This is a genomic window from Aeromonas sp. QDB56 (assembly GCF_027705505.1).
Taxonomy (GTDB): Bacteria; Pseudomonadota; Gammaproteobacteria; order Enterobacterales; family Aeromonadaceae; genus Aeromonas; species Aeromonas caviae.
Map to the genome: position 1 here is coordinate 1 of NZ_JAPDBZ010000060.1, position 23738 is coordinate 23738.

The following is a 23738-nucleotide window of genomic DNA, read 5'->3' on the forward strand; positions in this document are numbered from 1 at the left end:
TAAAATCGTACTTGGCGCCGCTCAACTGATCGATACTTGATCAACTAGCGCAAAGAATGATCATGCGTCGGCCCTGCAGATTTTCTTTTCCTTGACCACCTGCACTGAGGCAACAATGCAGTGTCGTGAGACAGGAATTTCGAGAGATGGAAGTAAATGCAATCCCTTTGACCAACACTGTCGGAACTTTATCAGGGAGAATTAGAGGCGCTCGACAATATAGAGCTAATCTGCGGAGGGAATCCTTTATTTTCACGTTTATTGCGCCCAAGTTCAGCCAGCAATAGACAAAGGGGCAAACGCCCCCCTGTTTATCAAAATTCGACGCTGACAACCGACCTTAGTCAATCAACCCCCGCTGCCGCAGGGCGGTCAGCAGCTCATCCACCAGCGCATCCACCGGCTTGCCGGCGTTCAGCAGATGGATTTCCGGCTGCTCGGGTGCCTCGTAAGCGGAGTCGATACCGGTGAAATTGCGAATTTCCCCCGCCCTCGCCTTCTTGTAGAGCCCCTTGGGGTCACGCTCTTCACACACGCTAAGGGGGGCATCGACAAACACCTCGACAAACTCCCCTTCACCCACAAGATTGCGCACCAGTTGCCGCTCGGCACGGAACGGCGAGATAAAGGCGGTGAGGACGATAAGGCCCGCATCCACCATCAGTTTTGCCACTTCGCCGACCCGGCGGATATTCTCCTGGCGGGCGGCGTCATCGAAGCCGAGATCGCCGCACAGGCCGTGGCGCACATTGTCCCCATCCAGCAGGTAGGTGTGCTTGCCCGAGGCGGTCAGGGCCTGCTCCAGCGCCCCCGCCAGGGTGGACTTGCCCGCCCCGGAGAGCCCGGTGAACCAGATCACCAGGGGCTTTTGCCCCTTCTGCTCGGCCCGGCTCTGTTTGTCGACGGCATGCTGATGCCACACGATATTGCTCATCCAACACTCCTTGATTGGCGCTCACGCCTCAAAACTTAAACTGTCCGGCACCGCGGGGAGCCGCCTCGGACTATCAGCCGACAACGTGCTGATGCCATGGCATTGCTCATCCAACACTCCTTGATTGGCGCTCACGCCGCAATACTGAAAACTGTCCGCTACCTCGGGGAGCCGCCTCGCACCATGAGGCGGCAAAATGCTGATGCCCTGATATTGCGCATGCAACCCCCCCTGATTGGCGCTCACGCCTGGATGCCAGTGCCCTGGCACTCCCCTGTATCATAAGCAGCCTTGATAAAAGCCGCGTTAACATAAGCAGCCCTTAACACATCCCCCGGTATCAGACCTTAAAACGGAAACAGCAGGGGCACCATGACGATCACCCCGATGCTGTAGGCCAGGGAGACCGGCAGGGCCAGCTTGAGATAATCCGGCATCTTGTAGTTGCCCGCCGCATAGACCATCAGGTTGGTCTGGTAGCCGTAGGGCAGGATAAAGCTGGAACTCGCCCCGAACAGCACCGCCAGAATGAACGGCATGGTGGAGACATCCATGCTGAGCGCCAGCTGGAATCCCATGGGGAAGGCCAGGGCCGCCGCCGCGTTGTTGCTCATCAGCTCCGTCAGCACCAGGGTAAACAGATAGATCCCCACGAAGGCGATAAAGGGACTGGCGCCGTTGAACTCCCCCATCAGCCAGTCGGCGATGAGCTTGGCCAGGCCGCTCTTCTCCAGCTGATCGGCGATGGCCAGCGCCCCGCCCACCACCAGCCAGATATCCAGGGGAAAGCGGCGGCGGATCTCGTCCAGGGTCAGGATGCGTGAAAACAGCAGCACCACCAGCATCACCAGCAGCCCCTTGAAGAGCGGCACCAAATCGAGCACCGACAGGGTCAGCACCCCGAGGAACCCCGCCACCACGGCGGCGCTGCGCGTGGCATCGAGCCGGGTGGAGGCCTCCAGCCCGCTCACCACCACGAACTCCCGGGAGAGGGACTTGTTGCCCGCAAACTTGGGGCCGGGGGCCAGCAGCAAGGTATCCCCTGCGTGCAGTTCAATCTGGCCGAGGCCGCCGGTGAGCTGGGTCTCGCCCCGGCGCACCGCCAGCACCACCGCATCGAAGTGGGTACGAAACTCCGCATCCTTGATGGTCTGCCCCACCAGGCGCGAGCTGTGGCTGACGATCACCTCCACCAGGTGCTGGCCGTTGAGGCGGTGCTGGCCGTAGAGATCCAGCCCTTTGAGCTCCTGCAACACGCCGACGCTCTCCACGTCGCCACAGAACAGCAGCATGTCCCCCTCGTGCAGCTCGTGTTCCGGCTGCACCGGGCAAATCACCTGGTTGCCCCGGATGATCTCGGCCAGATAGAGGCTTTTGAGGCTGCGCAGGCCGTTCTCCTTGACGCTGCGCCCGGCCATGGGCGAGCCGGGGCCCACCTTGGCCTCGAGAAAATAGCCGGATTCCCGGCTCATCTCGGTGTCCTGCTCCGGCAGGTGGCGGGCAAACAGCAGCACGGCGATGAGGCCGGTCAGCAGGGTCCCCGCCCCCACCATGAAGAAGTCGAACATGCCGAGCGGCTTGGCCCCCATCTTGATGAGGAAGCTGTTGACGATGAGGTTGGTGGAGGTGCCGATCAGGGTCAGCACGCCGCCAAAGGTCGCCGCGAAGCACATGGGCAACAGCAGCCGGGAGGGCGCATGGTTGGGGTTGCGCTTGACCGCCCCCAGCATGGACGCCACCACGGCGGTGTTGTTGACGAACGCCGACAGGAAGGCGGTGGAAAACCACACCTTCACCAGCACCTTGTTGAAGGAGCCGGTGCCCACCAGGTTGGCAAACCAGCTCATGACCCGGGTCTTCTCCACCGCGAGCGACACCAGCAGCAGCAACACCAGGGTCAGCAGGGCGCTGTTGGTGTAGCCCGCCACCACGGCGTTGATGTCCGCCAGGCCGCTCAGGTAGGTGATGAGCACGGCGCCCGAGAAGAGCAGCGCCGGCCGGAGTTTGCCCTGGATCAGCAGGGCGACGAGGGCAGCCAGCAGACCCAGCACCAGGGATTGTTGCCAGGTCATGGGCTTACTCCTTGCCGGAATCGTTGCTGATGGTCAGCGCCTGCCAGTGGGGGAAGTGCTTGCGCACCAAGGCGTTGAGCTCCACTTCGAACTCGCTGTATTGCCCTGCCACCGCCTTGGCCGCCAGCCCTTCCACTATCATGCCGGCACCGACGGTGACGTTGGTCAGCCGGTCGATGAGGATGAAGCTGCCGGTGTCGCGGATCTCCTTGTAGGGGTCGAACGCCACCGGGTCGGTCAGGCTGAATTCGCACAGGCCGATCTCGTTGAGCTTGAGCTCGGAGGCGGGCAGCTCGTCGAGCTTGTTGATCTCGATGCGGTGGCGGATGGCCTCCACCTGGCCACGGCTCTTCTTGGTGGCAAGCTTGACGTCATAGACCCGGCCCGGTTGCAGGGACTCTTCCCCCATCCAGACGATGTGAGCCAGCACGTTCTGGGTCACCTGGGGCTTTTTCGCCGCATCCACCAGCAGGTCGCCCCGGCTGATGTCGATTTCGTCCGCGAAGGTGACCGTGATGGCCTGACCCGGCAGGGCGTACTCCAGATCCCCGTCGAAGGTGACGATGCGGGTCACCGTGCTCTCTTTGCCGGACGGCAGCACGGCAAGCTTGTCGCCCACCCGCAGGATGCCGGAGGCGAGCGTCCCCGCGAAGCCGCGAAAATCGAGGTTGGGGCGGTTCACGTACTGCACCGGCAGGCGCACCGGGTGACGCTCCAGCTCGCGCTCCACTTCGGCAGACTCCAGCAAGGAGAGCAGGGTCTCGCCCTGATACCAGGCCAGCTTGTCGCTCGGGTTCACCACGTTGTCACCGTCCAGGGCCGAGACCGGCACGATGTGGATGGTGTCGACGCTGAGCTTCTTGGCGAACTCGCGGTAATCGGCACTGATGCGATCGAACACCTCCTGGCTGAACTCCACCAGGTCCATCTTGTTCACTGCCACCACGAACTGCTTGATGCCGAGCAGGCTCGCGATAAAGCTGTGACGGCGGGTCTGATCCAGCACCCCTTTGCGGGCGTCGATCAGGATGATGGCCAGATCGCAGGTGGAGGCGCCGGTGGCCATGTTGCGGGTGTACTGCTCATGGCCCGGGGTGTCCGAGATGATGAATTTGCGCTTGGCGGTGGAGAAATAGCGGTAGGCCACGTCGATGGTGATGCCCTGCTCGCGCTCCGCCTGCAGGCCGTCCACCAGCAGGGCCAGGTCCAGCTTCTCGCCGGTGGTGCCGAGCTTCTGGCTGTCGGACTCCAGTGCTTTGAGCTGATCTTCATAGATCTGCTGGGAGTCGTGCAGCAGGCGGCCGATGAGGGTGCTCTTGCCGTCGTCCACGCTGCCGCAGGTGAGAAAACGCAGCAGGCTCTTGTGCTGCTGGGCGTGCAGGTAGGCTTCAATGCCCTGTTCGCTGATGGCGGTCTGAATGTGGTTGTTCATGTTGCGATTCCTTAGAACATTTTTTTAGAAATAGCCCTGACGCTTCTTCTGCTCCATGGAGCCGGCCTGATCGTGGTCGATGAGCCGCCCTTGCCGCTCGCTCGAGGTGGTGATCAGCATCTCTTCGATGATCTCCGGCAGGGTGGTGGCATTGGATTCGATGGCCCCGGTCAGCGGGTAGCAGCCGAGGGTACGGAAGCGCACCAGCTCCTGCTTCACTTCGTCTTCCGGGCCGATGGGCATGCGATCGTCATCCACCATGATCTTGATGCCGCCGCGATCCACCACGGGGCGCATGGCCGCGAAGTAGAGCGGGACTATGTCGATGTTCTCGAGATAGATGTATTGCCAGATGTCCAGCTCGGTCCAGTTGGAGAGCGGGAAGACACGGATGCTCTCCCCCTTGTTGACCTGGCTGTTGTAGACGCGCCACAGCTCCGGGCGCTGGTTCTTCGGATCCCAGCGGTGGGACTTGTCGCGGAAAGAGTAGACGCGCTCCTTGGCGCGGGATTTCTCCTCGTCGCGACGGGCACCACCGAAGGCGGCGTCGAAGCCGTATTTGTTGAGCGCCTGCTTGAGCCCCTCGGTCTTCATGATGTCGGTGTGCTTGCTGCTGCCGTGCACGAAGGGGTTGATGTCCATGGCCAGACCGTCCGGGTTCTTGTGGACGATGAGATCCAGCCCGAACTTTTTGGCGGTCTCGTCCCGGAACTTGATCATCTCCTTGAACTTCCAGTTGGTGTCCACGTGCAGCAGGGGGAAGGGGATCTTGCCCGGATAGAAGGCCTTGCGGGCCAGGTGCAGCATGACGGAGGAGTCCTTGCCGATGGAGTACATCATCACCGGGTTTTCAAATTCGGCGGCCACCTCGCGGATGATATGGATGCTCTCGGCTTCCAGTTGCTGCAGGTGAGTCAGTCGCTCGCGGGTGACACCTGCACGGATGCTCTGTGCATCGGATGGCTGCAGTTGGGTCAGTCTTTCACGGTCCATGTCTGGGTCCTCGGTTCATTGCTATCGCACCTGCTCGGGGCGCGGTGTTGGTTCAGTTCGGTGCCGCCATGGCCGCACCGTCAAATCGATTCGGGTCTCGCCTCTCAGGCCAGGCTCACCAGCTTGAGCTCGTGGCCGCTTTCTGCTTCCTGCCCTTGCCCCTGTTCGCCAAACCAGGCGAGTTGCTGGCGCAGGGCCACCACTTCACCGATGACGATAAGCGACGGGCTCACCGCCTGCTGGGCCAGTTCGGCCAGATCCGCCAAGGTGCCGGTCAGCACCCGCTGGCGGGCCGTGGTGCCCCGCTCGATGATGGCGATGGGGGTGGCGGCGCGTCGGCCATGGCTTACCAGTTGCTGCTGGATATGCTCGGAGCGCATCAGCCCCATGTAGATGACCAGGGTCTGGTTGGTGGCCGCAAGCTGCTGCCAGTCGGGCTCCTTGCCCTCCTTCTGGCAGTGGCCGGTGATGAAGACGGCGCTCTGGGCATGGTCGCGGTGGGTGAGCGGAATGCCCGCATAGGCGGTGGCACCGGCGGCGGCGGTGATGCCGGGCACCACGGAGAAGGGAATGCCCTCCTCGGCCAGCACTTCCAGCTCCTCGCCGCCACGGCCGAACATGAAGGGATCGCCCCCCTTGAGGCGCACCACCCGGTTGCCCGCTTTGGCGTATTCCACCAGCAGGCGATTGGTCTCTTCCTGGGGCACGCTGTGGGCACCCGCCTTCTTGCCGACCGACACCAGGGTGGCGTCGCGGCGCACCAGGTCCAGGATCTCGGGGGAGACCAGCTGGTCATAGAGCACCACTTCGGCCTGCTGGATCTGTTGCAGCGCCTTGAGGGTCAGCAGGCCAGGATCCCCCGGGCCCGCCCCTACCAGCACCACTTCTCCCACTTCGGTACGGGCTTTGTCCAGTCCCTCGTTCAGCCACTGCTCGGCACCCTGCCAATCGGCTTTCTCAATCAGACCGGCCAGGGTGTTGGAGGCAAAGGCGCGCTCCCAGAAGCGGCGGCGATCGGAGAGGGAGGCCAGCACCTGCTTGGCCCGGCGGCGCACCCGACCGGAGAGCTCCGCCAGACCGCCAAGATGGCGGGGCAGCAGGCTCTCGAGCCGCTCACGCAACAGGCGCACCAGCACGGGGGCCTTGCCGCCGCTGGAGACAGCCACCACGATGGGGCTGCGATCGATGATGGAGGGAAAGATAAAGCTGGAGCGCTCGGGGTCATCCACCAGGTTGACGAACAGACCGCGCTCGGTGGCGCTCTGGTAGACCAGGGCGTTGACCTCGAGATCGTCGGTCGCGGCCACCACCAGGATCTGCCCTGCCAGGTGGGCCGGGTCGAAACGCGCCGCCACATGGGTGAAGCGACCGGCAAATTCATGGAACTCGGGCTCGAGCGCGGGAGAGACCAGGGTGATCCGGGCACCTGCCGCCAGCAGCAGGCGCGCCTTGCGCAGGGCAACCTCGCCCCCGCCCACCAGCAGTACCGGGCGGCCTTCCAACCTGGCAAACATAGGTAAATAATCCATCAGGGCCCGCTCCTCGGCATCGCGACATCTGGGGAGACTATAGGCAGGAGCGCTTATCCCTCAAAATAATAAAAAATGCTCTTTAATGCGTTTTGGTAATTAGTAAAGCCGTGTGGCGGCAATAGAGAAGCGAATCTGCTTGTGGTGGATGGCACCAGACCCTAGGCTAGTGAAAGTGTTTCATAAGGAGCTTAATCATGAATGAGTCATTGATTGTATTGGGGATCTTCATATTCCTGGTACTCGCCACCCTGAGTGCCGGCATCAAGATAGTGCCCCAGGGTTACAACTGGACCGTGGAGCGCTTCGGCCGCTACACCCGCACCCTCTCCCCGGGCCTCAACCTGCTGATCCCCTACATCGACCGCATCGGCCACAAGATCATCATGATGGAGCAGGTGCTGGACATCCCGGCCCAGGAGGTGATCTCCCGGGACAACGCCAACGTCACCATCGACGCCATCAGCTTCGTGCAGGTGGTGGATGCCCGCAAGGCGGGCTACGAGGTCAACGATCTCACCAGTGCCATCCGCAATCTCACCATGACCAACATGCGGACCGTGCTCGGCGCCATGGAGCTGGACGAAATGCTCTCCCAGCGCGACACCATCAACGAGAAGCTGCTGCGCACCATGGATGCCGCCACCGCCCCCTGGGGCATCAAGGTGACCCGGATCGAGATCAAGGATGTGCGCCCGCCCCTCGCCCTGGTGGAAGCCATGAATGCCCAGATGAAGGCCGAGCGCCAGAAGCGGGCCGAGGTGCTGGAGGCCGAAGGGGTGCGCCAGTCCAAGATCTTGAAGGCCGAGGGGGAGAAGCAGTCCCAGATCCTGAAAGCCGAGGGTGAGCGTCAGGCCGCCTTCCTCGCCGCCGAAGCGCGGGAGCGGGCCGCCGAGGCGGAAGCCAAGGCGACCCACATGGTCTCCCAGGCGATCGCCGAGGGCGACATGCAGGCCATCAACTACTTCGTGGCCCAGAAATACACCGAGGCCCTGGCCCGCATCGGTGAAGGCCCCAACAGCAAGATCATCATGATGCCCCTGGAAGCGGGCAGCCTGATAGGCTCGGTGGCGGGCATGGCCGAGCTGTTCAACAAAGACGGCAAGGCGGGCAAATCATGACAGCCCTGTTCGAGGGGCTGACCCACTGGCACTGGCTGGGGCTCGGCTTCGTGCTGCTGGCCATCGAGGTGATGGGGTCGGTGGGCTTCCTGCTCTGGACCGGCATCGCCGCCCTGGAGGTGGGGCTCTTGCTGCTGGTCTGGCCCTTCGGCTGGCAGGCGCAGTTGCTGCTCTTCGCCCTGCAATCCCTGCTCACCACCTGGGCCTGGTGGCGCTGGCAGCATCGCCGGGATCGCTCCGGGCTGGATGCCGCCGCTCCCATCAACGAGCGGATGCAAAGCTACATGGGCCGCGAGCTGACCCTGCTGGACGAGGTCAGCCAGGGGATGAGCCGGGTGCATCTGGACGACACCGTCTGGACGGTGCGCTGCAACGCGCCGCTGCCGGCCGGCAGCCGGGTCAAGGTGGTGGGGGCCGACTCCCACATCCTGCTGGTGGAACCCCTCGGCTGACCGGGCAACGCCCCGCCATGGCCATAAAAAAACGGGCCCGGCGCAAGTGCGCCGGGCCCGTTTTTCAATGAGGTGCTGGCTTAGTTGGCCTTGGCATCGCTCACGGCAGCTTCAGCCTTGGTGGCCACGTCAGCGGCAGCATTCTCGACAGTAGCGGAAGCTTCGGAAGCAGCCTTCTCGACGGTAGCAGACGCTTCGCTAGCGGCTTTCTCGACAGTGGCAGCAACGTCTGCGGCCGGGGTCGCAGCCGGAGCGGCAGCTTCTTCTTTCTGACCACAGGCGGTCAACATCAGACCCAGGATACCGGCTACCAGTACTTTGTTCATGTGCATACCCTCAAAAAAAGATGGAGAGATGGTGCAGGGACCATCACTGTACGCCCCGGCTCCTGTCGGCACACCGGCCGCTGGAGCCCGAAGGCGCGCGAAATATATCCCCATATGCGGCCGATGAAAACGCGTATCACAATGATATTTTCTCGTTGGAATGATAAGAAACACTGCTGCAACGACAAATATTAATATAAAACACCAATTCATCATCAGATTCGCACAACAAATCGCCAATTACCTGACGATTGCCAGTCAGACATTGTCTTTCTGTCAGGCTCTCGGCGCTGCCGGATTACACCGTCAGTCAGACAACTTCTGACAAGGCAGGCGCCGCCCCTGCTGATCGCTCTCCCGGGCCAGGTCCAGCAAGGCCATCACCGCCAGGGCCTCGTCGGCCGGCACCGGGTTCTCCCCTTCTCCCCGGATGGCGGCGCAGACACCGCGATAGTAGGCGCCGTAATCCCCCGCCTCGCCGGCCACGGTCTGCTGCAGGAGCTGACCGTCCCGGATCTGGCTGAGCTGGCCGGGGGCGGGATCCACGCCCCAGTCCGCCGCCGGAGGCCGCTTGCCCTCCTTGAGCTGCTCTTCCTGCACGTCCATGCCGAACTTGATGAAGGAGCCCTGACTGCCGTGCACCACGAAGCGGGGCATCACGGCCGACACCAGACAACTGCCGTGCAGAATGACCCGCATCTCGCCATAACCCAGCACCACATGGAAGTAGTCGTCCGCCAGGGCCCCGGGGCGCTGCTTGCCCAGATCCGCCTGCAACCAGTCCGGCTGGCCGAACAGCTGGAGCGACTGATCCAGGATATGAGGGCCGAGATCGAACCAGAGACCGGAGCCCGGGCCGCCCGCCTCGCGCCAGCGCTGGCGCACCTCGGGGCGATAACGGTCGAAGTGGGATTCGAACTGGGCGACTTGCCCCAGCGCCCCCTCCGCCAGCAGACGGCGCACCGTGAGGAAATCCCCGTCCCAGCGTCGGTTGTGGAAGATGCTGAGCAGCCGTTGCTGCTTCTCCGCCAACTCGACCAGCGCCTTCGCTTCGGCCAGATCCAGGGCGAACGGCTTGTCGATCACCACGTGCTTGCCCGCCAGCAGGGCCTCGCGAGCGATGGGGGCATGGGTGTCGTTGGGGGTGGCGATCACCACCAGATCGAGGCTGTCATCGGCCAGCACCTGCTCCAGGGTGCCGACCCGGGTGCCGGGCAACGCGGCCTGAACCTTGGCGGCATCCCGGCTCACCACCCAGCGCAGGGTCAGGCCCGGGGTCGTGGCCAGGAAGGGGGCGTGAAAGGTCTGTCCTGCGAAGCCGTATCCCACCAGGGCGGCGTTGATTGTGTGGCTCATCCGGTTTTCTCCACGGGTCTGTGATCATGCGAGGCAGGCGGGTCGCCTGAAAAAGAGAAGGGGGCTCAAGGCCCCCTGAGTGTGCTCATCAGAGCACAGGATTTATTGCAAACACAAGCGGCGACCCTGGCGGGTCATCAGCACCACCAGCGGGGGCAGCAACAGCCACATGTGCAGCGCCAGCTGGTTCAGCGGGTCGTGCATCAGCGCGCCGATAAAGCCCACCAGCGCACCGGAGCCGCTCATCTGGAACAGGCCGAGCAGGGCGGTGGCGGTACCGGCGCAGTGACCGAACGGTGCCAGCGCCATGCCGGCGGCCGAGCCCAGGATCATGGCAAAGCCGATGCTGGAGAGGAACACCGGGCCCATCATGGCCAGCGGATGATCGATGTGCATCGACAGGCTCAGGGAGATGGCGGAGAGCAGCAGCACCAGCAGACCGATGCGCAGGGTGCGTCTTGGCCCCACTCTGGCGATGAAACGGGGTGCCAGGAAGCAGGCCAGGATGTTGAGCGCCGCGTTAGCCGCAAACCAGTAGCTGAAGCCGCTCATGTCCAGCCCCAGCCTCACCATCAGTTGCACCGGCGCCGCGGTGACATAGGCCAGGATCACCGCCATCGCCAGCATGCACAGCGCCGCGTTGAACAGGAAGCTCGGGGAGCGCAGCACCGGGCTGTAGCGCGACCAGCTGATGAGCGGGCCGCCGCTGCGGGTCTCTTCCGGACGGGTTTCCGGCATCCGCCACAGCAGCCAGCTGCCGACGATGACCGCATAACCGGCCATAAACCAGAAGTTGGCCGACCAGCCCGCCTTGGCGGTGAGCCAGCCACCGAGCAGGGGGGCCAGCGCCGGAATGAAACAGATGGCACCGTTCAGGTAGGAGATCATCTGACCGCTCTTCTTGGGGCCGTAGCTGTCACGTACCACCGAGAAGGCGGCCACCGAGGTGGCACAGGCGCCGAGGCCCTGCAGCACCCGCGCCAGCATCAGCTCGCCGAGGCTGGCGGCAAAACCGGCACCCAGGGCGCTCAGACCGTAGAGCAGCACGCCGCCGAGGGCGATGGGCTTGCGGCCGTAGCGGTCGGCCAGCGGCCCCACCAACAGTTGCCCCAGTCCCATGCTGAACAGGAACCAGGTAATGGTGCCCTGCATCAGGGTCACCTCGGCGCCCAGCTGCTCGGCCATCTGCGGAATGGCGGGCAGGTAGATGTCGATGGCCAGCGGACTGAACAGCACCAGGAGTACAAGCAGAAGAATCAATGGCATCAGTCACCTCGTGGCATGGGGAAATGGATTGGGGCGCGAGTCTACTGACTCACAGTAATGAATTGAAATGGTATTTAATCACTTCTGTTATTCCATTCAGGAAACATTCATTTTATCCACATCTTGCCATGACACCGGCGAGGGTGATCCAGGGCAATTGGCGCTTTTCCTGGGCGCCAGCCCCGCATAGAATGCGCAGATTATTTTTGCGGAGGTGCTCGATGAACAAGCTTGTCCTGGCAACAGGGAACCAGAAAAAGGTGAAAGAATTGGCCGCCATGCTGGCCGATATGAAGATCCAGGTGATCCCACAGAGCGAGTTTGCGGTCTCCGATGCCGACGAGACCGGCACCACCTTCGTCGAGAATGCCATCATCAAGGCCCGCCACGCCGCCCGCGTCACCGGCCTGCCGGCGGTTGCCGACGACTCCGGCCTGGAAGTGGATCTGCTGCACGGCCGCCCCGGCGTCTACTCCGCCCGCTTTGCCGGCGCCGGTGCCAGCGACAAGGAGAACATCGACAAGCTGCTGGGCGAGCTGAAAGGGGCCCCCGAGTATCTCAAGAGCGCCCGCTTCTGGTGCGTGCTGGTCTACATGCGCCACGCCGACGATCCTACCCCCATCATCTGCCAGGCCAGCTGGGAGGGGATGATCATCGACGAGCCGCGCGGTCAGCACGGCTTTGGTTATGACCCTGTGTTCTTCGTGCCCGATCACGACTGCACCTCGGCCCAGATGCCGGCCGAGCTCAAGAACCAGCTCAGCCATCGCGGCCAGGCGCTGGCCAAGCTGAAAGCGGCCCTGGCGGCGGTCAACTAAAGCGCTGTCTCCCGCCGCGTTGTCATCTACAATGGGGGCCGTCGGCCCCCGTTTCGTTCGCGGCGCCCCGGCCCGTTGTCATCGACGACAAGGGCAACCCGACCCCTTTTGATTGTTGAATACTGGAAACCCCATGCTGCAACTGCCGCCCCTCTCCCTCTATATCCACGTGCCCTGGTGTGTCCAGAAGTGCCCCTACTGCGACTTCAACTCCCACGCCCAGAAGGGGGAGCTGCCCCACCTCGAGTATGTGGCCGCCCTGCTGGAGGATCTGGAGCAAGATCTGCACTGGGCTCAGGGGCGCTCCCTCTCCTCCATCTTTATCGGCGGCGGCACGCCGAGTCTGCTCTCCGTGGAAGCCATGCAAGCGCTGCTGGACGAGGTGCGCGCACGTATCGAACTCACTGCGGACTGCGAGATCACCATGGAGGCCAACCCGGGCACGGTGGAGGCGGACAAGTTCGCCGGCTTCCAGCGGGCCGGCATCAACCGCATCTCCATCGGGGTGCAGAGCTTCCAGCAGGAGAAGCTGACCCGCCTCGGCCGCATCCATGGCCCGGAAGAGGCGCGCAAGGCCGCCGAACTGGCTCACGCCATCGCGCTTCCCACCTTCAACCTGGATCTGATGCACGGCCTGCCGGATCAGAGCCTGGAGGACGCACTCTATGACCTGCAGCAGGCCATCGACTGCGCGCCGCCGCACCTCTCCTGGTATCAGCTCACCATAGAGCCGAACACGGCGTTTGCCTCCAAGCCGCCCACCCTGCCGGAAGATGACACCCTGTGGGAGATCTACGAGCAGGGCCACGCCATGCTGACCGCCAAGGGCTATCAGCAGTACGAGATCTCGGCCTATGCCAAGGCGGGCTACCAGTGCCGCCACAATCTCAACTACTGGCGCTTCGGCGACTATCTGGGGATCGGCTGCGGCGCCCACGGCAAGGTGACAGATCTCGCGAACCAGCAGATCCTGCGCACCGCCAAGGTGAAGCATCCCAAGGGATATCTGGACCCGAGCCGCCCCTATCTGGACGAGCAGTGGCAGGTAGCGGCGGACGATCTGCCCCTGGAATACTTCATGAACAGGTTCAGACTGTTCGAGCCCGCCCCCAAGGCGGAGTTCGAGGCCTACACCGGCCTTGAATTGGAGCGGGTAGAAACCATGCTGACCATCGCCCAGAGCAAGGAGCTAATCGAGGATCTCGGCGACAGCTGGCAGCTCACCCCCCTCGGCCATCGCTATCTCAACGTGCTGCTCGAGCTCTTTATGGACGAGTGAATACGGGTTCACTCTCTTGCGGCAAGAGAGTGAATCAGCACCAACGAATAGAAAAACAATCAGGGCGCCATTGGCGCCCTGATTGTGTTAACTGATGCCTTGCGGCAGAAACCCGCTCAGCAGCAGACGCTTGCCATCTGCTGTTGGCCGGGCTCCCACCGCTTGCCGTGCTTGGCCTTGCGCTGATAGCTGCCCTTGCCCTTCTTGCTCGGCTCGACCCGGGCCTGGAACAGGGGGGAGGTCACCAGTGCCTTGAGGTGGTTGTCCTGAATGGTGCCGCGCTGATGTTCGCAGGCGGGTTCGGCGGTGACACAGGTCACCTTCTTCTTGGCCATATGGGCTCCTTGATGGGGGTGTCGTGTTTGCCTATCGTCCCTGCCTGGAAGGGCAGATGGCGAAAAACGCGCCGATTGTGCGCCTCTTGCCTCCCCCGTGCAAGCTGTCAGGCGGGGTGATAGATAACCCGCACCAGGCCGCTTGGCAGCACGGCGCTCGACACCGGTCTCAACCCTGCGGGGAGAGGCCCGGTAAAGAGCGGGATCCCGCCCCCCAGGGTGACCGGCACCCAGAACAGGGTCAGCTCGTCCACCAGGGCCCCCTGCAGACCCTGCCTCACCAGCTCCCCGCCATCCAGATAGAGGTGACGGCTTCCCCCCTGCCACAACTCGTCCAGCACCTGCGCCAGCGCCCCCTGCCGGAAGGAGACCCGAGGACGGGGGTCGGCGGGCCTGTGGGTCAGTACCACCAGCGGCTTGTCCCCGTAGGGCCACTCGGGAAAGGCGCTCACGATATCGTAGGTGTTGCGCCCCATCAGCAGGGTGTCCGCGCTCGCCATCAGGGCGCTGTAGCCGGTCTCCTCCGGCCCGTCGCCACCATAGGGGGCCAGCCATGCCAGATCGCCCCCCTCCCCGGCGATGAAACCGTCGAGGGAGAGGGCGAGAAAGGCGGAGACCCGGGGCCGACGCAGCTCAGTGCTCATGGTCGTGATGCTCGTGGCGGGAAGGGGCGCCGGACTCCAGGGTCTCGAGGATGGCGCAGTGCTCCGCCGAGCGCGGGCCGCCGCAGCAGATGTCGGAGAGGGCCTTCAGGTTCTCGCGAAAACGGGTCAGCTCCAGGAGCTTCTGCTCCACCTGTTCGAGCTTGGTGTCAGCCACCGCCTTCACCTCCTGGCAGGTGACCTTGGCCTTGTTGGTGTCGAGGGCAAGCAGCTCGCCGATGTCCGCGAGGGAGAAGCCCACCGACTTGGCGCGGATGATGAACTCCAGCCGCCGCTTGTCCTGCTCCCCGTAGAGGCGATAGCCGGATTCGTTGCGAATGCCCGGCGAGATGAGGCCGTTCTTCTCATAAAAGCGCAGGGTGTCGGCCTTCACCCCGCACGCCTTGGCCAGTTCACCGATCCGATACATGGTCCTCTCCCCCCGCATGACATTCCCGACATGGTACTCAATATAAACCGGCCTCCACTATCACCTCTTTGCCCGGCGATTACCAGTCAAAGGCAGGAAAGCAGCAGCTAACCCCCCACTTGCCGCAATGCTGTTCAGATAAGCACATTTTTGACTAATTATTCATAAATGCGACTTGAGTTGGGGGAGCAAGGCTGTTTCCAGTCGATGTTCCTTCAGCCTTTATCCAGCGTGGCTTGCAATAGAAAGAGGGAGGCATCATGCCTCCCTCATTTTTTAGCCCTGATACTACGTGGACTGGAACTCAAATTCTCTTAAGTGAACAGCATTGCCCACTTGCCGGCCATTTATCCCCAAAACACTGAAAAGACAAACGTTTCACAAAAATTCACCAGAAAACGTTTAACGCCGCATCCCACAAGGGTTTGTCTCTTTAAAAAATCCACCACAGGTCACATTTTTTGTGTAGAATACGCGCCCACAAGAGAGCGTCGCGTCAAGCGGGCATTTCCTAAAACGCTTTTGCCAACGGCCGCCCCGGGCGAGAGTGGTTTGCGAAATCCCCCACTTCCATTTATTTGGGGACTCTCTGTGTGTTGAGCCTCGCCTCCCATGGAACGGTCCCCGTTATGCTGAGGACGATAGTGTGATGGAACAAGCTCGACCCATTCGCCGTGCACTGCTGAGTGTGTCTGACAAGACTGGCATCCTGGAATTTGCCAAGGCACTCGATGCACGTGGTGTGGCCCTGCTCTCCACCGGTGGTACCGCCAAGCTGCTGGCCGATGCGGGCCTGCCGGTGACCGAGGTGTCCGACTACACCGGATTCCCCGAGATGATGGACGGCCGGGTCAAGACCCTGCATCCCAAGGTACACGGCGGCATTCTCGGCCGTCGCGACCGGGATGACGCCATCATGGCCGAGCACGCTATCTCCCCCATCGACATGGTCGTCGTCAACCTCTATCCTTTCGCCGCCACCGTGGCCAAAGCCGGTTGCACCCTGGAAGACGCCGTCGAGAACATCGACATCGGCGGCCCGACCATGGTCCGCTCCGCTGCCAAGAACCACAAGGACGTCACCATCGTCGTCAAGGCCTCCGACTATGACCGCGTCATCGCCGAGATGGATGGCAACGGCAACAGCCTGACCCTCTCCACCCGCTTCGATCTGGCCATCGCCGCCTTCGAGCACACCGCCGCCTACGACGGCATGATCGCCAACTACTTCGGCACCCTGGTGCCCTCCTACGGCGAAAACAAGGAAGGCGACGAAGAGTCCCGCTTCCCCCGCACCTTCAACAGCCAGTTCATCAAGAAGCAGGACATGCGCTATGGCGAGAACAGCCACCAGGCTGCCGCCTTCTACGCCGAAGAGCAGGCCGCGCCGGGCTCGGTAGCAAGCGCCATCCAGCTGCAGGGCAAGGCCCTCTCCTACAACAACATTGCCGACACTGATGCGGCGCTGGAGTGCGTGAAGGAGTTCAGCGAACCGGCCTGCGTCATCGTCAAGCATGCCAACCCCTGCGGCGTCGCCATCGGTGACGACCTGCTGGCAGCCTACGATCGCGCCTACCAGACCGACCCCACCTCGGCCTTTGGCGGCATCATCGCCTTCAACCGCGAACTGGACGGCGAGACCGCCGCGGCCATCGTCGCCCGCCAGTTCGTGGAAGTGATCATCGCCCCCAGCATCAGCCAGGCAGCCCGCGAGGCGGTCGCCGCCAAGCAGAACGTGCGCCTGCTGGAGTGCGGCCAGTGGACTGCCCCGGCGCAAGGCTTTGACTTCAAGCGCGTCAACGGCGGCCTGCTGGTGCAGGAGCGCGATCTGGGCATGGTGACGCTCGGGGATCTGACCGTGGTCAGCCAGCGTCAGCCCACCGAGGCCGAGTTGCAGGATCTGCTGTTCTGCTGGAAGGTCGCCAAGTTCGTCAAATCCAACGCCATCGTCTACGCCAAGAACGGCCAGACCATCGGCGTGGGAGCCGGCCAGATGAGCCGCGTCTACTCTGCCAAGATCGCCGGCATCAAGGCCGAGGATGAAGGGCTGACCGTGGCGGGTTCCGTCATGGCCTCCGACGCCTTCTTCCCGTTCCGCGACGGCATCGATGCCGCCGCTGCCGCGGGCATCTCCTGCGTCATCCAGCCAGGTGGCTCGATGCGCGACCAGGAGGTGATCGACGCCGCCAACGAACACGGCATGTGCATGGTGTTCACCAACATGCGTCATTTCCGTCACTGACAGCCCAGGGCCGCCGATGGCGGCCCTGCCTCTTTAGCACCGGATCCTTTCCACTGGCAGGTTGCCACCGCAGCGCCAGTGAACTCAGACAGAAGCGAGCGAGACGATGAAAGTACTGATCATTGGCAACGGCGGCCGTGAACACGCCCTGGCCTGGAAGGCCAAACACTCCCCCCTGGTGACCCAGGTCTTCGTGGCACCGGGCAATGCGGGCACCCAGCTTGAGCCGGGCATCGAGAACGTCGCCATCCAGGCCACCGACATCGAGGGCCTGCTGGCCTTCGCCAAGGCGAACCAGATCGGCCTCACCATCGTCGGACCGGAAGCCCCCCTGGTGAAAGGGGTAGTCGATGCCTTCCGCGCCGCCGATCAGACCATCTTCGGCCCGACCGCCGCCGCTGCCCAGCTGGAAGGCTCCAAGGCCTTCACCAAGGACTTCCTGGCCCGCCACGCCATCCCCACCGCCGATTACCAGAACTTCACCGAGGTGGAGCCGGCGCTGGCCTATTTGCGCGAGAAGGGCGCCCCCATCGTCATCAAGGCCGACGGTCTGGCCGCCGGCAAAGGGGTGATCGTCGCCATGACCCTCGACGAGGCGGAAGCGGCGGTGCGTGACATGCTCTCCGGCAATGCCTTCGGCGATGCCGGCGCCCGGGTGGTGATCGAAGAGTTCCTGGACGGGGAAGAGGCGAGCTTCATCGTGATGGTGGACGGCGAGCACGTGCTGCCCATGGCCACCAGCCAGGATCACAAGCGCGCCTTCGACGGCGACACCGGCCCCAACACCGGCGGCATGGGGGCTTACTCCCCGGCGCCCGTGGTGACCGACGAAGTGCACCAGCGCGTGATGGAGCGGGTGATCATGCCGACCGTGCGCGGCATGGCGGCCGAGGGCAACGTCTACACCGGCTTCCTCTACGCCGGCCTGATGATCGATGCCGAGGGCAACCCCAAGGTGATCGAGTTCAACTGCCGCTTCGGCGACCCCGAAACCCAGCCCATCATGCTGCGGATGCAGTCCGATCTGGTGGATCTCTGCCTCGCCGCCTGTGCCGGCCAGCTGGATCAGAAGGAAGCCGTCTATGACCCCCGTGCCGCCATCGGCGTGGTGCTGGCAGCGGGTGGCTATCCCGGCGACTACACCAGCAACCACCCCATCAGTGGCCTGCCGGTGGACGAAGTGGCAGGGGAGAAGGTGTTCCATGCAGGCACCCGCCTGGAAGGACACACCAGCCTGACCCAGGGTGGTCGCGTGCTGTGCGCCACCGCCCTCGGCCACACGGTGCAGGAAGCCCAGCAGCGGGCCTATGCCCTCGCTGGTCGCATCCAGTGGGACGGCATCTTCTATCGCAAGGACATCGGCTGGCGTGCCATTGAGCGCGAGCAGGCCGAATAAGGGCCGGATCCCGATCACTCAAAGGGCCTGCGGGCCCTTTTTTTGTTGCACAGCACCTGCTCTGGCAGTGAAATCGTCCATGGATGATGACTTTCAAAAACAAAAACACCTGAAAAACTCACCTGACTTTAAAAAACCGATGTGTGATAAATAATGGCAGCATGATTCACTGCCTGCGAGCCCCTTCCCGGACCAGATGCGCGCCCTTGTATCCCTGCCGGAGGCGAGATCCGGTGGCCGTTCTCTTTCGGCTACATTCCCACAGCAATCCCCTACACAATTCGTCACAATTGGTCGCACTTTCTTCATACAATGATCGCCCTTTCATGGCATCATGATGCGTGAAACCGCACTCAAATGAGTGCTATAACAACCTGCAATCTCGTCGTCTCATAAGGAAATCCCATGCTGAAAACTGTGCGTCCCCTGCTGCTGCCCCTGATGTTTGGCCTGATGGCCCTGCCTGCCATGGCCGGCGATCTGGAGCAGCCGATGAAGAAGATCGGCTTCAACTACAAGCAGGCCGTCAAGGCCGACGACGCGGCCACCATGGAGAAATACATCAAGGAGATGAAGGCCCAGCTGGACGTCGCCAAGGGCAAGAACATGCCCGCCGCCAAGAAGGAGAAGTTCCTGGAAGGCATGACCGAAGTGCAGACCGAGCTGGATGCCAGCCTGGCAGCCCTCCAGGCCGGTGACGAAGCCAAGGCGCGCGAGCACCTGGCCAAGGTCAACGACCTGAAGAAGGAGTACCACAACTATGCCAAGCAAAAAGGCTGATCCCTTCCACTGGGATGCTCTGGTGCGCCTCACCCACTGGGGTGTGGCGGCCATCTGTATCGGCAATCTCTGGCTCAACGAGGCGGGCGAGGAGTGGCACGAGCGGATGGGATACGCCGTCATGGTGCTCATCGGCATACGCCTGCTGTGGGGGCTCACCTTCGCTCGCGGCCACGCCCGCCTGCGTGCCCTCATCCCGAGCCGGGAGGATTTTCGCCATCAGGCCGACGCCCTGCGCGAACGGACCCCGCCCACCCCGGGCCATCACGGCAGCGGCAAGCTGGCGGTCTGGGCACTCTGGCTGCTGGTACTCGCCACCGCAGGGACCGGCTGGTTCCAGAACACCGAGACCGGCTTCGATCTGGGGGCGGACGACTGGCACGAGTGGTGCACCTGGGCACTCCAGGGCATGATCGCCCTGCACCTGTGCGCCATCGCCTACACCTCCTGGCGCCAGCGCAGCAACCTGGTCACCCGCATGCTGCCAGGGCGTCGTGCCCGGGCCAGTGCCGGGCAGCAGGAACCCAACGTCTGAACGTTCACGGGGCCCTGCGGGGCCCCTGTTCATCCCCTTCGCTACCCGCTTGACGGGATCTCGTACCGATCTGCTCCCCTCTGCCCCCTCCTGCTGCCACCGAATAGCATGAAAGCATTTTCATTCACATTTCTTAATTAATTCAGCTTGTTCGATTTTCAACCACGTCGATTTCATGAATGCTACGGAGCTGGACGAGGTTGTTTGTTGTCCGTTCGACTACACGACAGTGATACGTCAATAACAAGATCGAAGGGAAAATCGTCATGCACAACACACTGTTTCGAACCGCCCTGCTGGCGGCGGCACTCGGCTCTTTCAGCCACACTGCCAGCGCCGAAGGGGTCATGGTTCACCTGTTCCAATGGAAGTTCAACGACATCGCCAACGAGTGCGAGACCGTGCTCGGGCCCAAGGGGTTCGGTGGCGTCCAGATCACCCCACCCGCCGAGCACAAGCAGGGCAGCCAGGTCTGGTGGACCGTCTATCAACCGGTCAGCTTCAAGAATTTCAACAGCTTCGGCGGTAGCGAGGCAGAGCTCAGAAGCATGATCGCCCGCTGCAACGCGGCCGGGGTCAAGGTCTATGCCGACGCCGTCTTCAACCAGCTGGCATCGGGTTCGGGCACCGCCACCGGCGGCGGCAGCTACAACTCGGGGCAATACCAGTATCCCCAGTTCGGCTACAACGACTTCCATCACAGCGGCGACATCACCAACTACGGCGACAGCAACAACGTCTGGAACGGCGCCCTCTACGGCATGCCGGACCTCAATACCGGCTCATCCTACGTCCAGGATCAGATCGCCACCTACATGAAGACCCTGCTCGGCTGGGGCGTGGCGGGCTTTCGCATCGATGCGGCCAAGCACATGGCGCCGGCCGATGTGAAGGCCATCCTCGACAAGGCGGGCAGCCCCAGGGCCTACCTGGAGGTGATCGGCGCAGGCGGGGAGTCCCCCGATATTCAGCCGGGCCGCTACACCTATATCGACACCGTCACCGACTTCAAATACGGCACCGATCTCGCCGCCAACTTCAACGGCCAGATCAAGAACCTCAAGACCCTGGGCGAGAGCTGGGGCCTGCTCCCCTCCAACAAGGCCTTCGTCTTCGTGGTCAACCACGACCGCGAACGCGGCCACGGCGGTGGCGGCATGCTCACCTTCATGAGCGGTGCCCGCTACGATCTGGCCAACACCTTCATGATGGCCTGGCCCTATGGCTGGAAGCAGGTGATGTCGGGCTATCGCTTTGAAAACATGGGTACCTATGAAACCGACAAGGGGGCGCCGGGCAGCACACCCTGCACGGACAGCCAGTGGAACTGCGAACAGCGCCGACCGACCATCATGAACATGGCCCTGTTCCACAACCGGACCGAAGGCCAGCCCGTCAGCAACTGGTGGGACAACGGCAACAACCAGATAGCCTTCAGCCGCGGTGACAAGGGCTTCGTCGCCATCAACAATGAGAGCGGCAGCCTGGTGGCCTCGGTGCAGACCGGCCTGCCGGCCGGCGAGTACTGCAACCTCCTGGGGGGCAATGACTACTGCAGCGGCGGTTATGTCACCGTCGATGGCAGCGGCAAGGCCAGCCTGAACGTCCCCGGCATGAAGGCGGCCGCCATCATCGCCGGTTGCACCAAGGCCAGCCCCTGCGGTGGTTCCGTCCTGCCGGGCAACAAGTTCAGCAGCATGAACCTGCGCGGTACCCACAACGCCTGGGGCAATACCCCCATGACCGTCGATGCCAACCGTGTCTGGTCCGCCACCCTCACCCTGACCGGCAACGGTGACGCCACCGGTGCCCAGCGCTTCAAGTTCGACGTCTTCGGCAACTGGGCCGAGAACTACGGCGACAACGAAGGGGATGGCATCGCCGACAAGGGCAGCAGCAAGGATATCCTGGTCAGCGGGGCGGGCACCTACCGCATCACCCTGAGCGAGAGCGATCTGCGCTACACGGTCACCCCCCTCACCAGCAACCAGGCACCGATCGCCGCCCTCTCCCCCAAAACCCTCAACGTCAAGGCGGGTGAGAGCGTGGTGTTCGACGCCTCCGCTTCCAGCGATGACGGCGGCGTGGTGAGCTACAGCTGGTCCAGCGGGGGCACCGCCGCCACGGAGACAGTCCGGTTCGATACCCCGGGTACCCATACCGTGACGGTCACCGTGACCGATGCGGAAGGGTTGACCGCCAGTGCCAGCGCCACCGTGACCGTCACCGACGACAACGGCACCTACGCCAGCGTATTGCCCACCCTGAACTTCCGCGGCACCCCCAATGCCTGGGGATCCCTTGCCATGACGCTGATCGCCGACAATCAGTGGGAAGCCCTGGTCACCTTCGACGGTCAGACCAACCAGCGCTTCAAATTCGACGTCAAGGGGGACTGGACCCAGAACTACGGCGACACCAACAAGGACGGCGTGGCCGAACTGAACGGCAGTGACATCCTCACCCCGGTCATCGGCCAGTACCGGGTACGTTTCAACGATCAGACACTGCAATACAGCCTGACTCCGGTGAGCGTCACCTATGCCAAGAATGTCGCCAGCCTCAACATTCGCGGCACCACCAACAACTGGGGCACCACCCCCATGTCCCTGGTCGGGGATCACCTCTGGCAGGCCAGCGTCACCTTCACCGGCAGCGGTGATGGGAACGGTGGCCAGCGCTTCAAGTTCGACGTCAAGGGGGACTGGACCCAGAACTACGGCGACACCAACAAGGATGGCGTGGCCGAGCTGGCCGGGGCAGACATCACCACGGCAGTGGTCGGTGCCTATGTGGTGCGCTTCAACGACCAGACCCTGGCCTACAGCCTGAGCGCCCAGTAAGGCTGGACACACGCTAGGGCCATTTTGCCCCGGCGCCGAACCAGGCCTCCCGCCATCGGCGGGAGGCCTTTTTCATGGCCCCATGACCCGTTCCCCGCCAGCCTGTCGGCAGGCATACTGATCCTTCATCCCCATGCAGGAGCACATATGAAACAGTTGAACACCCTCAAGGCCGAGGGACGGATCGAGGAAGCCCGTCAGCACGGTCTGCTGCAACTCATCGCGCACCCGGCCCACGCCGAGCTGCATTACGAAGTGGCCGGACTGCACGACATGCTGGGGCGAGAGGCCGAGGCCATTCCGCTCTATCAGAAGGCCGTGTCGCTGGGGCTTGGCGAGGCGTCGCTGCGCGGGGCCCTGCTTGGACTTGGCAGCTCCTATCGCACCACGGGCCGTCATGCCGAGGCGCTGGCCACCTTTGACGAGGCCCTGTCCCGCTTCCCCGATGCCCTGGAGTTCAAGGTGTTTCGTGCCATGACCTGCTACAACCTGGGGCGCAGCAAGGAGGGGATGGAGACGCTGCTGGGGATCCTCGCGACCACCACCACGGATCCCGCCCTGCTTCCCTACCGGCGCGCCATGGCACTCTATGCCGAGGATCTGGACAGACGCTGGTGAGCGCCAGAAACGACAAAGCCGCTCAAAAGAGCGGCTTTGTCTGAAAGTGGTGGCCCCTGGGGGACTTGAACCCACGACCAATCGATTATGAGTCGACTGCTCTGACCAACTGAGCTAAGGGGCCATTGATACTGGTTAGCGGCGTGGATTATAGGGGATGGCGGATACCCCGTCCATAGTCAGATCAACCACTTGGCGAGATTTCATCCATATTCAAGCGGTTCCATGACCCCTCTTCACGCCCATGCCAGCACGGATAAAACAAAGGTTCATCGCGGCTTTCCGGGGAAGGCCGCCTTGATTTTCAGAAAAAAGTATTCTGAGTCCCTAAATCCATATG

The 23738-nt window shown here is 62.8% G+C and carries 21 protein-coding genes and 1 tRNA gene; 10 read left to right on the top strand and 12 right to left on the bottom strand.

Going from position 1 to position 23738, the window contains the following annotated elements:
* Positions 1-340: 340 nt before the first annotated feature.
* The 5 genes from cysC to cysG all read right to left on the bottom strand — a co-directional run bounded on the left by cysC (position 341) and on the right by cysG (position 6960).
* Complete coding sequence (cysC, locus tag OKB81_RS11315; RefSeq protein WP_160838756.1) at positions 341-934, bottom strand: adenylyl-sulfate kinase; 594 nt, start codon at positions 932-934, stop codon at positions 341-343.
* Between the two features lie 347 nt (positions 935-1281).
* Positions 1282-3006 carry an SLC13 family permease gene (locus OKB81_RS11320; protein WP_042007068.1) on the bottom strand — a complete coding sequence of 575 codons (1725 nt, stop codon included), beginning with the start codon at positions 3004-3006 and terminating at the stop codon, positions 1282-1284.
* 4 nt (positions 3007-3010) lie between these two features.
* Entirely contained in the window at positions 3011-4438 is a 1428-nt protein-coding gene (gene cysN / locus OKB81_RS11325; protein ID WP_124244532.1) for a sulfate adenylyltransferase subunit CysN, read from the bottom strand.
* A 24-nt stretch (positions 4439-4462) separates the two neighbouring features.
* Complete coding sequence (gene cysD / locus OKB81_RS11330) at positions 4463-5431, bottom strand: sulfate adenylyltransferase subunit CysD (RefSeq protein ID WP_052224733.1); 969 nt, start codon at positions 5429-5431, stop codon at positions 4463-4465.
* A 104-nt stretch (positions 5432-5535) separates the two neighbouring features.
* Entirely contained in the window at positions 5536-6960 is a 1425-nt protein-coding gene (gene cysG / locus OKB81_RS11335) for a siroheme synthase CysG (RefSeq protein WP_048208364.1), read from the bottom strand.
* A gap of 197 nt (positions 6961-7157) precedes the next feature.
* On the opposite strand from cysG, the gene OKB81_RS11340 reads away from it, so the two are divergent.
* Both OKB81_RS11340 and OKB81_RS11345 read left to right on the top strand, forming a co-directional pair.
* Positions 7158-8081 (top strand): SPFH domain-containing protein, encoded by a 924-nt coding sequence (locus OKB81_RS11340; RefSeq protein WP_029314806.1) that lies wholly within the window; start codon positions 7158-7160, stop codon positions 8079-8081.
* The gene (locus tag OKB81_RS11345) at positions 8078-8533 is read left to right on the top strand and encodes an NfeD family protein (protein ID WP_010675601.1); all 456 of its coding nucleotides are present in this window, start codon (positions 8078-8080) and stop codon (positions 8531-8533) included. The genes OKB81_RS11340 and OKB81_RS11345 overlap by 4 nt, the downstream gene beginning before the upstream one ends.
* Positions 8534-8613: 80 nt before the next feature.
* Here OKB81_RS11345 and OKB81_RS11350 read toward each other — a convergent pair whose 3' ends face one another.
* The 3 genes from OKB81_RS11350 to OKB81_RS11360 all read right to left on the bottom strand — a co-directional run bounded on the left by OKB81_RS11350 (position 8614) and on the right by OKB81_RS11360 (position 11481).
* On the bottom strand, positions 8614-8859 hold the full coding sequence (locus OKB81_RS11350; RefSeq protein WP_160838764.1) for a hypothetical protein: 246 nt from the start codon (positions 8857-8859) through the stop codon (positions 8614-8616).
* 306 nt (positions 8860-9165) lie between these two features.
* Entirely contained in the window at positions 9166-10215 is a 1050-nt protein-coding gene (locus OKB81_RS11355; RefSeq protein ID WP_010675603.1) for an oxidoreductase, read from the bottom strand.
* Positions 10216-10317: 102 nt separating this feature from the next.
* Positions 10318-11481 (bottom strand): multidrug effflux MFS transporter, encoded by a 1164-nt coding sequence (locus OKB81_RS11360; protein WP_270805250.1) that lies wholly within the window; start codon positions 11479-11481, stop codon positions 10318-10320.
* Positions 11482-11702: 221 nt separating this feature from the next.
* Between OKB81_RS11360 and rdgB the strand changes: the two genes are divergently transcribed.
* On the top strand, positions 11703-12299 hold the full coding sequence (gene rdgB, locus OKB81_RS11365) for an RdgB/HAM1 family non-canonical purine NTP pyrophosphatase (RefSeq protein WP_005309479.1): 597 nt from the start codon (positions 11703-11705) through the stop codon (positions 12297-12299).
* A 133-nt stretch (positions 12300-12432) separates the two neighbouring features.
* Positions 12433-13578 (top strand): radical SAM family heme chaperone HemW, encoded by a 1146-nt coding sequence (hemW, locus tag OKB81_RS11370; RefSeq protein ID WP_270664021.1) that lies wholly within the window; start codon positions 12433-12435, stop codon positions 13576-13578.
* A 116-nt stretch (positions 13579-13694) separates the two neighbouring features.
* Here hemW and OKB81_RS11375 read toward each other — a convergent pair whose 3' ends face one another.
* From OKB81_RS11375 to zntR, 3 genes are all read right to left on the bottom strand, one after another.
* Positions 13695-13913 (bottom strand): alternative ribosome-rescue factor A, encoded by a 219-nt coding sequence (locus tag OKB81_RS11375; RefSeq protein ID WP_069651880.1) that lies wholly within the window; start codon positions 13911-13913, stop codon positions 13695-13697.
* A gap of 107 nt (positions 13914-14020) precedes the next feature.
* On the bottom strand, positions 14021-14557 hold the full coding sequence (locus OKB81_RS11380) for a dihydrofolate reductase family protein (RefSeq protein WP_010675608.1): 537 nt from the start codon (positions 14555-14557) through the stop codon (positions 14021-14023).
* The gene (gene zntR / locus OKB81_RS11385) at positions 14547-14984 is read right to left on the bottom strand and encodes a Zn(2+)-responsive transcriptional regulator (RefSeq protein WP_010675609.1); all 438 of its coding nucleotides are present in this window, start codon (positions 14982-14984) and stop codon (positions 14547-14549) included. Before zntR ends, OKB81_RS11380 begins: the two co-directional genes overlap by 11 nt.
* A 649-nt stretch (positions 14985-15633) precedes the next feature.
* Between zntR and purH the strand changes: the two genes are divergently transcribed.
* The 6 genes from purH (at position 15634) to OKB81_RS11415 (ending at position 23398) form a co-directional block, all read left to right on the top strand.
* Complete coding sequence (gene purH / locus OKB81_RS11390) at positions 15634-17226, top strand: bifunctional phosphoribosylaminoimidazolecarboxamide formyltransferase/IMP cyclohydrolase (protein ID WP_010675610.1); 1593 nt, start codon at positions 15634-15636, stop codon at positions 17224-17226.
* Positions 17227-17332: 106 nt separating this feature from the next.
* Positions 17333-18622 carry a phosphoribosylamine--glycine ligase gene (gene purD / locus OKB81_RS11395; protein ID WP_041211074.1) on the top strand — a complete coding sequence of 430 codons (1290 nt, stop codon included), beginning with the start codon at positions 17333-17335 and terminating at the stop codon, positions 18620-18622.
* 405 nt (positions 18623-19027) lie between these two features.
* Positions 19028-19402 carry a cytochrome b562 gene (locus OKB81_RS11400; RefSeq protein ID WP_010675612.1) on the top strand — a complete coding sequence of 125 codons (375 nt, stop codon included), beginning with the start codon at positions 19028-19030 and terminating at the stop codon, positions 19400-19402.
* Positions 19383-19937: a cytochrome b/b6 domain-containing protein gene (locus tag OKB81_RS11405; RefSeq protein ID WP_010675613.1), complete on the top strand. Its 555-nt coding sequence runs from the start codon at positions 19383-19385 to the stop codon at positions 19935-19937. Before OKB81_RS11400 ends, OKB81_RS11405 begins: the two co-directional genes overlap by 20 nt.
* A gap of 266 nt (positions 19938-20203) precedes the next feature.
* Positions 20204-22780 (top strand): alpha amylase C-terminal domain-containing protein, encoded by a 2577-nt coding sequence (locus tag OKB81_RS11410; RefSeq protein WP_270664025.1) that lies wholly within the window; start codon positions 20204-20206, stop codon positions 22778-22780.
* A gap of 147 nt (positions 22781-22927) precedes the next feature.
* On the top strand, positions 22928-23398 hold the full coding sequence (locus OKB81_RS11415; RefSeq protein WP_160839097.1) for a tetratricopeptide repeat protein: 471 nt from the start codon (positions 22928-22930) through the stop codon (positions 23396-23398).
* A gap of 47 nt (positions 23399-23445) precedes the next feature.
* On the opposite strand, the gene OKB81_RS11420 is transcribed toward OKB81_RS11415, so the two are convergent.
* A tRNA-Ile gene (locus OKB81_RS11420) sits at positions 23446-23522 on the bottom strand.
* Between the last annotated feature and the right edge of the window lie 216 nt (positions 23523-23738).

Coding starts and splice junctions, on each gene's coding strand:
- cysC (WP_160838756.1), bottom strand. CDS start 934: ATGAGCAATATCGTGTGGCATCAGCATGCCGTCGACAAACAGAGCCGG.
- OKB81_RS11320 (WP_042007068.1), bottom strand. CDS start 3,006: ATGACCTGGCAACAATCCCTGGTGCTGGGTCTGCTGGCTGCCCTCGTC.
- cysN (WP_124244532.1), bottom strand. CDS start 4,438: ATGAACAACCACATTCAGACCGCCATCAGCGAACAGGGCATTGAAGCC.
- cysD (WP_052224733.1), bottom strand. CDS start 5,431: ATGGACCGTGAAAGACTGACCCAACTGCAGCCATCCGATGCACAGAGC.
- cysG (WP_048208364.1), bottom strand. CDS start 6,960: ATGGATTATTTACCTATGTTTGCCAGGTTGGAAGGCCGCCCGGTACTG.
- OKB81_RS11340 (WP_029314806.1), top strand. CDS start 7,158: ATGAATGAGTCATTGATTGTATTGGGGATCTTCATATTCCTGGTACTC.
- OKB81_RS11345 (WP_010675601.1), top strand. CDS start 8,078: ATGACAGCCCTGTTCGAGGGGCTGACCCACTGGCACTGGCTGGGGCTC.
- OKB81_RS11350 (WP_160838764.1), bottom strand. CDS start 8,859: ATGAACAAAGTACTGGTAGCCGGTATCCTGGGTCTGATGTTGACCGCC.
- OKB81_RS11355 (WP_010675603.1), bottom strand. CDS start 10,215: ATGAGCCACACAATCAACGCCGCCCTGGTGGGATACGGCTTCGCAGGA.
- OKB81_RS11360 (WP_270805250.1), bottom strand. CDS start 11,481: ATGCCATTGATTCTTCTGCTTGTACTCCTGGTGCTGTTCAGTCCGCTG.
- rdgB (WP_005309479.1), top strand. CDS start 11,703: ATGAACAAGCTTGTCCTGGCAACAGGGAACCAGAAAAAGGTGAAAGAA.
- hemW (WP_270664021.1), top strand. CDS start 12,433: ATGCTGCAACTGCCGCCCCTCTCCCTCTATATCCACGTGCCCTGGTGT.
- OKB81_RS11375 (WP_069651880.1), bottom strand. CDS start 13,913: ATGGCCAAGAAGAAGGTGACCTGTGTCACCGCCGAACCCGCCTGCGAA.
- OKB81_RS11380 (WP_010675608.1), bottom strand. CDS start 14,557: ATGAGCACTGAGCTGCGTCGGCCCCGGGTCTCCGCCTTTCTCGCCCTC.
- zntR (WP_010675609.1), bottom strand. CDS start 14,984: ATGTATCGGATCGGTGAACTGGCCAAGGCGTGCGGGGTGAAGGCCGAC.
- purH (WP_010675610.1), top strand. CDS start 15,634: ATGGAACAAGCTCGACCCATTCGCCGTGCACTGCTGAGTGTGTCTGAC.
- purD (WP_041211074.1), top strand. CDS start 17,333: ATGAAAGTACTGATCATTGGCAACGGCGGCCGTGAACACGCCCTGGCC.
- OKB81_RS11400 (WP_010675612.1), top strand. CDS start 19,028: ATGCTGAAAACTGTGCGTCCCCTGCTGCTGCCCCTGATGTTTGGCCTG.
- OKB81_RS11405 (WP_010675613.1), top strand. CDS start 19,383: ATGCCAAGCAAAAAGGCTGATCCCTTCCACTGGGATGCTCTGGTGCGC.
- OKB81_RS11410 (WP_270664025.1), top strand. CDS start 20,204: ATGCACAACACACTGTTTCGAACCGCCCTGCTGGCGGCGGCACTCGGC.
- OKB81_RS11415 (WP_160839097.1), top strand. CDS start 22,928: ATGAAACAGTTGAACACCCTCAAGGCCGAGGGACGGATCGAGGAAGCC.